This is a genomic window from Cryobacterium melibiosiphilum (assembly GCF_003602235.1).
Lineage (GTDB): Bacteria > Actinomycetota > Actinomycetes > Actinomycetales > Microbacteriaceae > Cryobacterium > Cryobacterium melibiosiphilum.
The window spans coordinates 249380-262042 of sequence record NZ_QZVS01000097.1; the positions used below are offsets into that span (position 1 = coordinate 249380).

Consider the following 12663-nt stretch of genomic DNA (forward strand, 5'->3'; position numbering starts at 1 on the left):
TTCCGGTGGCGTTTCGCAACGCTAGCCGTAGTTTCATTTCCTGGTGCCCCCGACGTCAGCGCTTTTACAACTAGACCCTACGCTAGCGAATCGGGTCGGGTCAGGTCGGGTCGGGTCGGGTCAGGTCGAGTCAGACAGCGGACGCCGCGAGGCCCACCCGACGTTCGTTCCACATCGCGATCCAGCCGACCAGGTCTTCGGCCGGCATCGGCCGGGCGATGAAGTAACCCTGCGCGATGTCGCAGTGGGTGCGCTGCACGAGGTCCCAGTCGTCGCGGTCTTCCACGCCCTCGGCCACGACCTCCATGCCCAGCTGCTTGCCGAGGTCGAGGCTCGCGTGGTACATGGCGAGCGCGGTGCGGTCCCGGGTGGCACCGTGCACGAAGCTGCGATCGATCTTCAACTCGTCAAAGGGGATGTCGCGCAGCTGGGTGAAGGAGGAGTGCCCGGTGCCGAAGTCGTCGATCGACAGGCGAAACCGTTTCAGGCGCAGCCGGGTGAGAATCTCGAGCGGCGCCCGCTGGTCGAGCATCAGCCGGCTCTCCGTCACCTCCAGGATCACGTCCTGGGGTGCGACGCCGGCCGAGGTGGCCGCGCTCGACACAAAATTGGCGAAGGTCACCGACGAGAACGTCTCCATGGACAGGTTGACGGCGACCCGCAGGTGCAGACCCTGCTCGTGCCACAGATGTGCTTGCTGCATCGCGGCGGCCAGCACGACCCCGGTGAGATCGAGAATCAGCTCATTCTCTTCGGCCAGGGTGATGAACTGGTCCGGAAAGACGATCCCGTCCACCGGATGCTGCCAGCGCACGAGCGTCTCCACACCCACCACGGCCCCGCTCTGCACGTCGACCTTGGGCTGGTAGTAATTCACGAGTTCACCGTTGTCGATGGCGGCACGCAGGTCGGCCGGTTCGTAGACGCGGTCGGCCGCGAGCGGGGCAACCGCGGGCATCCACTTGTCGATCATCGCGGACAGCTGGGCCAGCGACACCGGCTTGCCCAGGTGCCCGAGCACCGAGATGCGGTGCGCCAGGACCAGCTGCACGGTGGTCTGCAGCACCCGCTCGTCTTCGCCGCTGACGAGGATGACGCTGCCCGTGTAGTGGTGATCGACGAGTTCGCGCACGAATTCGATGCCGTCCATGCCCGGCATGTTGAGGTCGAGCAGAATCAGGTCGGGCGGTTGCGGCGAGTCGACGAGCACGAGCGCATCGATCCCCGATTCCCGTGCCGAGACGTTCGTGAAGCCCAGGCCGCCGAGCATGTGGGACAGCAGCTTGTGCATGAACGGCTCGTCGTCGAGCACCAGGATGCGAATCCCCGCCGTGGCCACTCTGTCCGCTGTACTCAAGCGGTCACCGCCGGGGGCACAGCGGTGCGCGCGTCCAGGTAGGCGAGCACCAGGTGAAGGTCCCGTTCGAAGACCGGGCACAACACGCCGAGGGTGTCGAGGCGCCCTGCCTTGGCTGCCGCCTCCAGCCGCTCACACAGGTCGCCCAGCGCTTGCGCGCCGACCGAGCGCGCTGACGACTTCAGCTTGTGCGCCTGCGCCCCGACCGTCACGGCATCCGCGCTGCGGCAGGCCGCAAGCAGCGCGGTACCGATCAGCTGCGCACTGGCGCGAAAATCGGTCAGGAAGTCGAGGATCACGACCGGGTCGCTGCCGACGAGGCTCTCGAGCATGCTCACATCCACCGGCGGTGGCCCCGGCCCGCGGGCGGGTGAGTCCACGGTCGTCTCCTCGCGCACGAAGAGGCTGGGCACGTGATGGGGTTCGGGCTGCTGACCGGCGGCCTCCACCCGGCGGTTGACCAGCAGCGTATCGATCGCCGCGTACAATTCCTGGTAGCGCAGCGGTTTCGTGATGTAGCCATCGCAGCCGGCGAGGCGCGACCGGTCCTGGTCGGCCTTCATCGCCATGGCGGTGAGCGCGATGACCGGAATCCCCGCGGTCGCCGGGTCTTGCTTCAGCAGCGCCGTAGCCGCCAGTCCGTCCATGCCGGGTAGCTGAATGTCCATCAGGATGAGCTCGGGCTTCTCCAAGTGGGCCAGGGTCAGCCCGGTTTCGGCGTCGGCGGCCGCCAGCACGGTGTGCCCGGCGCGGGTGAGCAGCAGCGTCGCCAGCTTCAGGTTGGTGGCGTTGTCTTCGATCACGAGTACCGCGGCCATCTCAGCCCAGACTGATCGTCAGGAGGGCCCGCTTGACCTCGGCGATGAAGCTGACGCGGTTGAAGTCGGCCTTGTCGATGACCTGCACGATCTGGCCGCGACTCTGGGTCAGTGTGGCGTGATCGGCCGCCGTCACCTCGCGTGCCGTGATGACGAGGATCGGTATCCGCGCCGTCTCGGGACTGCGCTGCATTGCGGCCACCACATCGAACCCGTTGACTCCGGGCATGTTGAGGTCGAGCAGGATCAGGTCCGGGTGCACCCGTCCGGCCAGGGCGATGGCTTCGCTGCCGCCAAAGGCCCGCACGACGGCATAGTCCGGGCTCGGCATGAACGCGGCGAGAATTTCGACGGCGTTGGGGTCGTCATCCACGACCAGCACGGTGTGCGTGCGGCCGACGGTCGGCCCCATTCCCAGGGAGGCCAGGGACTCCTTCAGGGCCAACCGACCGATCGGCTTCTGCAGCACGGCCGATGCCCCGCGCGACAGGGCCATGTTGTTGTCGGCGACCCCGGAGACGACGACGACCGGAATGTGGGCCAGTCGCGCATCGTCGCGAATTCTCATCAGGAATTCCCACCCGTCCATCCCCGGCAAGCGGATGTCCAGGGTGATCAGCACCAGGGGTTGCTGCTGGGCGATCACCAGGGCCGACTCAGCGCTGTCGGCGACGACGACGTCGTAGCCCTCGGCTTCGAGCAGGAGCCGCGCCAGATCGGCCGACGGGGCGTCGTCCTCAACAACCAGCACTGCTGCCCGCGCCCCAGCGGAGCCAGCCGGGGCGGACCGCGAAGCCGTCACGGCCCCGGTCGCCTCAGCGGATCGATGCACCGGCAGCCAGGCCACGAAGCGTGCACCCTCGCCCTCGGAGCTGGCGACCGCCACGGAGCCGCCGTGCAGTTCGGCGAGCTGCTTCACCATCGCCAGTCCGAGCCCGGTGCCCTCAAACCGTCGCGCGAGCCCGCTGTCGATCTGGCTGAACGCCTGGAACAGTTTGGTCATGTTGTCGTGGGAGATACCGATGCCGTTGTCGTCAACACAGATTTCCAGGAATTCGTCGTAGTCGCTGTCGTTGAGCTGAAAATTGTGCACCGGCCAGCCACCGGCGAGGGTGCCCACCATGTTGCGCGGCACCCGGCGGGCACGCAACACGACCCGGCCGCCGGGGTGGCTGAATTTCACGGCGTTGGAGAGCAGGTTGTAGACGATCTGCTTGGTCTTGCGCAGGTCGAGATGCGGCACCCCGAGGTTGTCGCCGATCTCGACATCGAGCTGGATGCCGTGTGCGGCGGCCTTGTCGCGCACGATCGACAGGCTGTTCAGCAGCAGGCTGTGCACGTCGACCTCTTCGAGTTCGACGGCCATCATGCCGGCCTCCACCTTCGACAGGTCGAGAATGTCGTTGATGAGCGACAGGAGGTGTTGCCCGCTCGTGAAGATGTCCCCGATGTACTCGTACTGGCTTTCGGTCATCTCCCCGAGGAGGCCGTCTTTGAGGGCCTCCGAGAACCCGATGATCGCGTTCAACGGGGTGCGCAACTCGTGGGACATCGTAGCGAGAAACTCGCTCTTCATGCGGCTCGCATGTTCGAGTTCGATGTTCGTTTCCTGAAGCGCCCGTTCGAAGCGCTTCACCTCCGTGACATCGCGCGCGGCCGCGAACACGCCCTGCAGGTTGCGGTCCCGGTCGTGGAACGTCGCCGCGTTGTACGACACCACGGTTTCCACGCCGTTCTGGGCCCGCACCGTGAGTTCGTAGTTGCTGACCTTGTTCTCGGTCAGCACCCGTTTGATCGCCGCGTCGGCTCGCACCGGGTCGGTGAAGAAGTTGCGGCAGGGAGCTCCGATCAGTTCGTCGCGAGTGCGCCCGGTCAGGGCGATCATCTGCTGGTTCACGTCGGAGATGATGCCCTGGGGGTCGGTCGTCATGAGGGCATCGATGTTCGACTCGATCAACGACCGGGTGTAAAACTGCTGGTCGCGCAGCCGCTGGTCGAGCAGCGCCTGGGTGGCCTCCACCTGTTTGCGCGCGGTATTGTCGGTGCCGATGAGCAGGTAGCCGATGATGTTCTCCTGCGCGTCCCGCAGTGCCGTGACCGACACGATGGCCGGAAACCGGCTGCCATCCTTACGCACGTAGGTCAGCTCGTAGATGTCCTCGATGCCGCGGGAGGCCTTGAAGACGAGCGCTTCGAATCCGGGTGTGATCGGGGTGTCGAGCTCGAGGCTCAGTTCGGAGGCCCGCATGATGAGCTCCTGCGGGTCGGAGATGTCAGCCGGGGTGATGCGGTTGACGACGTCGATGGCCCCGTAGCCCAGCATCCGCTCGGCGCCCACGTTGAAGATCTGAATGACGCCGTGCGCGTCGGTCGCGATACTGCTGAAGTTGGCGCTGTTGAAGATCGCGCTCTGCAGGGCGCCCGCCTTCAGCAGTTCCTCCTCAGCGAGTTTGCGGGCCGAGTTGTCGGTGCCGATCACGAGGTAGCCGATGATGGTGCCGTCGGCGTCGCGCAGTGCCGTCACCGACACGATCGCGGGAAACCGGCTGCCGTCTTTGCGCACCTTGGTCAGCTCATACATGTCCTCGAGGCCGCGAGAGGCCTTGAACACGAGCGATTCAAAGCCGGGGGCGATCGGCTCGCCGAACTCGGCGCTCAGTTGGGCGGCGCGCTCGATGACTTCGTGGGCATCGCAGAGGTCGTCGTGGGTGAGGATGTTGACGACCTCGTCGGCCGTGTAGCCCAGCATCCGCTCGGCGCCCACATTGAAGATCTGGATGACGCCGGCGGCGTCGGTGGCGATACTCGAAAAATTGGCACTGTTGAAAATGGCTTCCTGCAGGGCACCCGTCTTCAGAAGCGCGCTGTGCCGGGCCGCTTCAACCGGGTCTTCAGCGAGCATCGACTACAGCGAACATCAGGGGCCTTCCGCGACGCGACCTAGGGAGCGAGGGTCCGCCCCACACCGGAGCCGATCAGGGCAACGGATGCCGCTCCTTTTTTATACCACGGATGCCCCCCATTCGGGGGCTCCTGGCCGGAACACAATCCGCCGCCACACGCCGCATCGTTCAGTCCGCTGAGCCGGCGAGCTCGCGGAGCGCGGCCAGATGACCGTCGATCGCCGCTTTTCCGTGCGGGGTGAGGGCGACGGTGGTGGTGCGGCGGGCATCCGCTCGGTCAGGGGACGCCTGCTTCGACGTCTGCACGTAGCCAAGATCGGCCAGGTTGCGAATCGTCTTGGACAACGTCACTTCGCTCAATTGCAGCGACGCGGCAACGGTACTGAATTGTGCCGCACCGGTCGCCCGCAGCAGCGCGCAGAGTCGCAGCCGGGTGGGCGCGTGAATGGCTTCGTCGAATCGTGCGTCAGTGGGCACGACGGAGTTCCCGCGCATTAGCCAGGTCGTACCCGACCGAACCGATGAGGGCCACGACGAAGCCGACGGATGCCGTCACACCCAGCCAAAAGCGCTGGTCGTGGACCTCGAAAACGATCGCGAGAATGAAGCCCGCGATCACGGCCGCGCTGATGGCGATGAGGATCGTCAGGCTCAGCGGTCCCGTCGGCCCGGGAAACGTCATCAGCCGCAGGCGCCGGCGCACGACGCGGTCCACGCCGAGAAGCCCCAGCGACGCAAACGCCGACACCATCGCCATGCCGAAGGCGATTCCCGCAGCCGGAGAGGCGATCACCGCCGTGATCAGCAGGGCCTGTGCCGGCGCACTCCACCAGGTCTGCGACGTCATCCATTTTCCCAGTCGCTGGCGATCCGTCGCAACGGCGGCGAGTGCGGCACGCGCTGATGCTGCGGCGTCCGCCCTCACATTTTCACTTTCCATGTAAGCAAGTCAATCACTTGCCACCCCGTCATGCAACCAGCAGACGGCATTCCACGGGCGGCACAGGTCCACGTCAGGGAAACCCCTATTCGGGGTTGTCGGATTGCTGTTCTCGACCATGTGAGGCCACGGCGAGTTGTTCGGCGAGCCAGAGGTTCACTGCACCCCGAAGGGTAAAAGCGTGCCCACCCGTGACCACCGCACGGTCTTAGAAAACCGGGTCAGGTGAATCAGGTTGTCGGTGTCGTCTCGATCGTGATTTCCCACTGGCTTGCGTCCCATGGATCAGCTGGAACTCCCAGCGGGGCGCACTGGGCGTCGGACAACACCAGCCGCACGAACCTCGTCACATAACTCGCCGACTGGTCACACGACCACCGCGATACCATTGGACGTTCCGAGCCAACTCCGACGCCCCACCCTCACCACGAAATGAGCTAGCGCGCAAATCGAGTTTTCTGGCAGACGCGTCAGGAGGTTTTGTAGCCGAGGATGGTCATCATTCCGGACTCGGCGTGGTAGATGTTGTGGCAGTGCGCCGCCCACAACCCCGGGTTGTCCGCGTCGAAAATAACGGACAGCGATTTGCCCGGCAGCACGATCGAGGTGTCCTTGCGGGGCCCTGCCCCGGAGTGCTGGTAAGTGTGCCCGTGCAGGTGGAACGGATGCCACATCTGAGTTTCGTTGGTGATGTTCAGTCGCACGCGTTCGCCCTGGCTCACGCCGAGCGCGCCCGCCATCGGGTTGGCGGCATCAAAGCGACGACCGTTGATGGCCCAGTCGTACGCCATCATCGAACCGGATAGCGTGGCCGAGAGCTCACGGTCGACGGCGCGCGTGCTGAGTGTGACCTCCGACGAAGCTGCCAACGCCCCAGCAGTGAGTATCGCACCCGTCAGTGCAGAGACAGCGGATGCCGCGGTCGGAGCCTCGCCCGACCCGGTCCGAACGATGGCCAGCGCATTGTCGTCCTTGCCCTCCGCCATCGCCACCAGGGGGAAGGCCCCATCGCCCAAGGTCACGAGAACGTCATAGCGCTCCCCCATGCCAATGAGAACCGCGTCAGTGTCGACCGGGTTGACGGGGTATCCGTCGCTGTGGGTGACGGTGAGTCGGTGTCCACCGAGCGCGACCCGAAATGCGGTGTCGCTGCCGGCGTTGATGAGCCTGATGCGCACCCGTCTGCCGGGTGCGCTGGCGAACGTCTCCGGATCAGTGGGTGGGCGCCCATTGATGAGGAAATGCGGGTAACGGACATCACCGGCATCCCCACCGAGCAGATCCGAGCGTGCGCCCATCATCATGTTGCCGCCCATGCCGCCCCCGCTCATCATCCCGCCCATCCCCCCTTTAAGTTCTTCCAAGACCTCGTCGGGTGTGGCGGTCACGCCGTCGAGCCAGTCATCGAGGATCACGACCCACTCGTCGTCATAGCTCAGTGGTTCATTCGGGTCCTCGATGATGAGGGCGCCGTAGAGGCCGCGATCGAGTTGTGGACCGACGTGCGGGTGGAACCAGTAGGTTCCCGGTTGAGCGGTGACAAACTCATAGGTGAACGTCTCGCCGGCCCCGATCGGAGCCTGGGTCGCCCCGGGGACCCCGTCCATGTCGTTACGAAGGGCCAGGCCATGCCAGTGCACAGACGTGTCGGCGGGCAGATCATTGCTCACCGTTGCTCGCAGTGTGTCGCCGGCCGTCATCCGAATCGTAGAGGCCGGAACCGGACCGAAGCTCCACGTTTCTGCGGTGGTGCCGGCGAGGTCCAGCTGGGTCTCGGCGGCCCGGAGGGCGACGCTGGTCACCCGTCCCGTCCCGGCTCGCGCGAGCTCTGCTTCACGCACCGGCGCACCGGTCGGCGTCACATAGCGCGGCGGTGTCGGCGAGCACGAGGCCAAGGCGAGCGCCGCCAGACCGCCTGTCCCGACAGCGATGAAGCCTCGCCTCGAAAGTGTGGTGCTGATAAGAGAGGATGTCATGGCTAGTCCAATTCCGAATCGGCGTGGATCTCATGGGTGAGCCCACTTCACTTTTGCTGAAAGTCTGAACGTGGTGCCAGAGGCGGAGGTCCCCGAGCTATCTCCTTCTGCTTCCGGCGTGCGGGCGGGCGGATTACGTCAGGTGCCGACTCCGACCAGCGTGGTCCAGGTCGCCCCGTCGTCATCGCTGGCGACGATGCCGCGCGCATCCGCAACCAAGATCCATGGCGTCGCACCGTCAACGACATTGAGGGCCTCGGGGATACCATCGGTCGCCCCGGTCTGCACCCAGATTCCCGACGCGCCATCCTGTCGCCAGATCGCCCCCTCAGGATCGACACCGACGAGGCCGGCACCGCCTTCCACGCCGACTGCATCGATGAGGATCAGAAGTGGCGCGCCATCCACCAGGGCGAAGGTTCTCCCGGCATCGGTGCTCACGGCCAGCCCCTCGGCCGTCGTCGCGAAAACGCGGTCGGGGTTTGTGGGATCGGCGGCCAGATCGCGCAGAGGCAGAGCGGCGCCTGAGGACCAGGTCATCCCGGAGTCATCACTGATCGACACGGTACCCGCGCCGGAATCGTAGCCGTACACACGGAAGGTCTCAGCGTCCTGGACGGCAGCGCTCAGGGGAACGGTATCCAAATCATGTAAGTCGGTCACACCCCGCAGGGAAAGCCTTGTCCAGGTTTCCGCGCCGTCGATGCTGGATTCGAGCCCCAGATTCGGCAGGGGCAGCTCGGTCTCTTCGTCCGGGTCAGGATGCCCGGATGTCAGCAGAATCCCGGGAGCCGCCACAGTGAATCCCATCGCGTCTTGGGCCCGCCCCCCGATCTGGGCCGGCGCGTCCGTCGTGCCGCGCGGTGCTCCGGCGAGATAGCTCTCGGGGAGCATTCCGGTCGGGAGGAGCCACACCCCGTGGTGTGTGGCGGCATAGGTGTTGCCGGTGAGAGGATCTGCCCCGAGACCGTGGATGTGCTCGAAAGCACTGCCGACCGATTGGGTTTCTGTCGCCTTATCCGCTGTGGTGCCAGTGGTGCATCCGGTGAGAACGACCAGCACGACGAGTGGGCCGATGACAGCCCGCGCGAGAGTGCTCGGCAAGACCTGATCAGCCAAGAGTGACTCCCCGTTCGCTCAGGAAGGTTTGCGGATTCACACGGGCACCATCGACCCGTGCTTCGAAGTGCACATGGCAGCCCGTTGAGGCGCCGGTCGTTCCGACCAGTGCCACAGTTGCTCCTGAGGACACCTGCTGGCCTCGGTTGACCAGGATGGTGCTGTTGTGGGCGTACCCGGTTTGAGTGCCATCGCCGTGGTCGATGAGGACCCAGTTACCGTAGGAGCCGAGCCACCCGGCATAGACCACGGTTCCGCTGGAGGCAGCGTAGACGCCCTGGCCACATCCGGCGGCGATGTCGGTGCCGTAGTGGAAGGCGCCGACTCCCGCGACGGGTTTGTAGGGCCGCGGGCCGTAGGTCGAGCTGATCCAGCCCGACACCGGCAGCGACCACCCCTGGCCGCTCGGCCCGCGAGGAGGCGGAGCGGGTGAACTCCCTGAGTTTCCCTGGGCTGGGGCCGCTGCCGCCGCAGCCGCTGCCTGCGCGGCAGCGGCTGCCTGCGCCGCCCGGGCGGCGGCCGCCGAGGCCTCGGCAGCGATACGTACCTCTTCTCCCTTGGCGTAGTCGGCCTCGGTTACCTCTCGGTCCTCGGTGAGTACCGCAAGCTGCGCCAGCAGGGTCCCTTCGGTGCGCTGCTGCTCAGCAAGTGCCGATTCCACTCGCTCGCTGGAGGCGACCGCGTCCGCAAGAGCTGTCTCGGCGTCCTCCGCCAGAGCACCCAGCGCGGCTTGCGCGACCTTCGCCTGGTCCGTCAACGATGTGGCCGCATTGCTGTCGGCGGCCGCTGACTCATACACGAGACTCGTCCGCTCGGTCAGTTTGCTCATCGAACCAAGTTGGTCCAGCAGGTCATCGGCGGCGTTTCCGTCAAGGAACAGGGTCATCGCCAGATCGCTGTTGCCGGTCCGTGCGAGCATTGCGGCGAACCGGCCAGCGCGCTCGCTCGACACGGATGCTTCGGCGGTCGCCGCATCCGCCTGCGCCTGCAGGTCCATGGAACGAAGACTCGCAGCGTCCAAGGCGCCCTGCGCGGCCTCATAATCGCTCGCGCGCGCTTCGGCCTCGGCCCGGGCCGCATCCACCTCGAGAGTGAGGCCAGCGATCAAAGCCGTCAACTCAGCAATCTGTGCTTGCTTGCCAGTCTCAGAGGACCGGGCGCTCTCCACTTCAGCCCAGGACGGGTACTCGGCCGCGGCCGCAGACCCGGCCACACCCACCATCGCGAATATGGCTACCATCGCCACGGCGGCGCGCGTCGCGTAGGTGCGACGCCGCTGAGTCAGTTGTCTAGTCAAGGGACGCCCCTCTTTCGCTCATGAACGGTTCCGCATTGATGCGTTCGCCGTCGATCCGGGTTTCAAAGTGCACGTGGCATCCGCTGGAAGCGCCCGTCGATCCCACGAAGGCGATAACCTCGCCGGCCACGACCTGTTGCCCGGGAACGACCAGGACCCGACTGTTGTGGGCGTATCCTGTTTCGATTCCGGCGCCGTGGTCGAGGAGGACCCAGTTGCCGTAGGAACCTTGCGACCCTGCTTCCACAACGATGCCCGCGGTCGCGGCGAACACGGGCTGACCACACGACGCGGCAATGTCGGTGCCGTTGTGATACAGACCAACACCGTCGACGGGCTTGTTCGGACGGGGACCAAAGGGGCTGGAAATTCTGCCCAGAACCGGCAGCGCCCAACCCACGTCACTGAGCTGGCTGGCGGTGAGGCTGGCCCAGGATCCGTCGCTGGCGGTCTCGGTGTACGAGGCAGGTTCAGGAGCCGCGGTGACCGTAAATCCATCACGCTCGAAGGCCACTACCGGCCCGCCCGCGACGTTCAGGCTCTGCGCGTCCCCACCGCCGCCCGCAGCGCTGATCGCTGCCTGCACCGCTGACGGGTTCACGGCGATAGCGGGGAGGGAGACGCTGATAGCGAAGAGTCCAATCGCCGCCATGGCGCACCCGCTGACCAGGCGCTTACGGAGCGGAACCGGCCGCAGAGCCAATCGACTGGTCGCAGCGGCAGGTGGGGCTGGTGGGGCGTCGCGTGCAACATTTTCGCGTGCTCGCAGTTCACGGCGGGTCAGGACGGGTAAGGGCCCAGAAAGCTGCTGAGCCGTTGCGCGATGTCCGGCGCTATCCACGCGAAGCGACTAAACGTGATTGGGGTCGTGGAAAAAGGATAGGGGTACGCATGTAGATAAGTTCCTTGACATTAGTTCGGGTTACGGGTTCCGTGCACGGGATCACCTCACTACCGGCTGAGAGCCGGTGGTGGTCATCCTCCGTAACCGCCTACAGAGTGGCGAGAAGATCTGCCATGACGGCGATTTCCGCCGTCTGCGTCGTGACGATGGTGGCCGCCATCGCCTGCGCATCTGCGTTCTGTCCTTTGTCTATTTCACTCTGCGCCATATCGACGGCGCCCTCGTGGTGCACCGTCATTTGCTCGAGAAAGAGCTTGCTCGCCTCTGCTCCAGCGGCGTCCTGCAGCATGGCCATATCGTCGCTGGACATCATCCCGTCCATGCCATTCATGCCGCCCATGTCCGACATGTTGTGCTCCCCGGTGCCCCACTGGGACAGCCAGTCCTCGAGCTGGGCGATTTCGGGTTCCTGCGCCATTGTGATGTCCGTGGCGAGGTTTCGCACGTCCTCGTCGATGTCGTCCTTGGCGAGCACGTCATCACTCATCTCCACGGCCTGCTCGTGGTGAGGGAGCATCGCCTGGGCGAATGTCACGTCGGCATCATTGAAAGTCGCCGTCGTCTCGCTCGCGGCGGGCGTCGACGGAGACGCGGCCGGGCTACCCCCGGCGCAGGAGGTCAACGTGAGGGCTGCTGCGAGAGCGGCGGCCGTGTAGAAAAAGGTGCGTCGTTTAATCATTGTTCATCCATTCATCGAGTCTGAAGAATCCGAGACGCCGGCCTGAGGCACGGCAAAGCTCAGCGACCAGGGATTGGCCGCTGAGCTACATCACGGTCTAAACGCGACTGATGGAAAGGAAAACGAGGCTGGGGCGGTGCACGTGCACCGCGACAAGGGTCATCACGCCGAGGGCAGCGCCTCCAGCGTCAAGCAGCCGGTGGAAAACGGCCGGACGTCGCGTGAAGAAGACAACCGTCACGAGGACCAGGAGAAGAACACACGCCATGGCCAGCAAGGCGCAGTCCATCGCTCCGCCATGCGGACTCGCAGCCAACACAGCGGAGTCTGGAGCCACGACACCCGAGGCCGCAGTATCAACATGTGAGCCAGCGGACGACGACGACATGGGCGCCGCAACATGCATGGCATGCCCGGTGACTTCTGAATGAATGGCAAAAAAACCCAACAGGGTCATCGCCAGAGCGAGGAGAGCGACCAAGGGTGACATGGTGAAGGGTTTATCCGTCCGCCGTTGAACCCGATACAGCGTCACGTCACCTCCGTTCGAACCTCCGGCCAGTCAGTCCGGCATCTGGAGGCGCTCTGTGCAGGATAACGCACCGACCCCGCTGAACTGAAAACCGATTGGGGACATTCCCCGCACGGGAAGGTACCCCCATGGGGTATG

Annotated in this window: 11 protein-coding genes; all 11 read right to left on the bottom strand. The window is 65.2% G+C overall.

The features are described from left to right. Positions 1–130: 130 nt before the first annotated feature. The 11 genes from D6T64_RS21650 to D6T64_RS21700 all read right to left on the bottom strand — a co-directional run bounded on the left by D6T64_RS21650 (position 131) and on the right by D6T64_RS21700 (position 12528). Positions 131–1339: an EAL domain-containing response regulator gene (locus D6T64_RS21650; RefSeq protein WP_119976746.1), complete on the bottom strand. Its 1209-nt coding sequence runs from the start codon at positions 1337–1339 to the stop codon at positions 131–133. A 14-nt stretch (positions 1340–1353) separates the two neighbouring features. After that, on the bottom strand, positions 1354–2175 hold the full coding sequence (locus D6T64_RS21655) for a response regulator (RefSeq protein WP_119976747.1): 822 nt from the start codon (positions 2173–2175) through the stop codon (positions 1354–1356). A gap of 1 nt (position 2176) precedes the next feature. Beyond that, entirely contained in the window at positions 2177–5077 is a 2901-nt protein-coding gene (locus tag D6T64_RS21660) for a PAS domain S-box protein (RefSeq protein WP_119976748.1), read from the bottom strand. Positions 5078–5246: 169 nt separating this feature from the next. Then, a complete protein-coding gene (locus D6T64_RS21665; RefSeq protein ID WP_233551507.1) occupies positions 5247–5555 on the bottom strand; it encodes a transcriptional regulator in 309 nt (102 codons plus the stop codon). Next, positions 5545–5925: a hypothetical protein gene (locus tag D6T64_RS21670; protein ID WP_119976750.1), complete on the bottom strand. Its 381-nt coding sequence runs from the start codon at positions 5923–5925 to the stop codon at positions 5545–5547. Before D6T64_RS21670 ends, D6T64_RS21665 begins: the two co-directional genes overlap by 11 nt. 563 nt (positions 5926–6488) lie before the next feature. Next, the gene (locus D6T64_RS21675; RefSeq protein ID WP_456064323.1) at positions 6489–7820 is read right to left on the bottom strand and encodes a multicopper oxidase family protein; all 1332 of its coding nucleotides are present in this window, start codon (positions 7818–7820) and stop codon (positions 6489–6491) included. 312 nt (positions 7821–8132) lie between these two features. Further along, positions 8133–9113 carry a WD40/YVTN/BNR-like repeat-containing protein gene (locus tag D6T64_RS21680; protein ID WP_119976752.1) on the bottom strand — a complete coding sequence of 327 codons (981 nt, stop codon included), beginning with the start codon at positions 9111–9113 and terminating at the stop codon, positions 8133–8135. Next, a complete protein-coding gene (locus tag D6T64_RS21685) occupies positions 9106–10410 on the bottom strand; it encodes a M23 family metallopeptidase (protein WP_119976753.1) in 1305 nt (434 codons plus the stop codon). The genes D6T64_RS21680 and D6T64_RS21685 overlap by 8 nt, the downstream gene beginning before the upstream one ends. Continuing rightward, on the bottom strand, positions 10403–11062 hold the full coding sequence (locus D6T64_RS21690; RefSeq protein WP_119976754.1) for a M23 family metallopeptidase: 660 nt from the start codon (positions 11060–11062) through the stop codon (positions 10403–10405). Before D6T64_RS21690 ends, D6T64_RS21685 begins: the two co-directional genes overlap by 8 nt. A 340-nt stretch (positions 11063–11402) precedes the next feature. Beyond that, positions 11403–11993 carry a DUF305 domain-containing protein gene (locus tag D6T64_RS21695; RefSeq protein WP_119976755.1) on the bottom strand — a complete coding sequence of 197 codons (591 nt, stop codon included), beginning with the start codon at positions 11991–11993 and terminating at the stop codon, positions 11403–11405. Positions 11994–12090: 97 nt separating this feature from the next. Further along, positions 12091–12528, bottom strand: coding sequence for a hypothetical protein (locus D6T64_RS21700; RefSeq protein WP_147364641.1), 438 nt, complete (start codon positions 12526–12528; stop codon positions 12091–12093). Positions 12529–12663 lie beyond the last annotated feature (135 nt).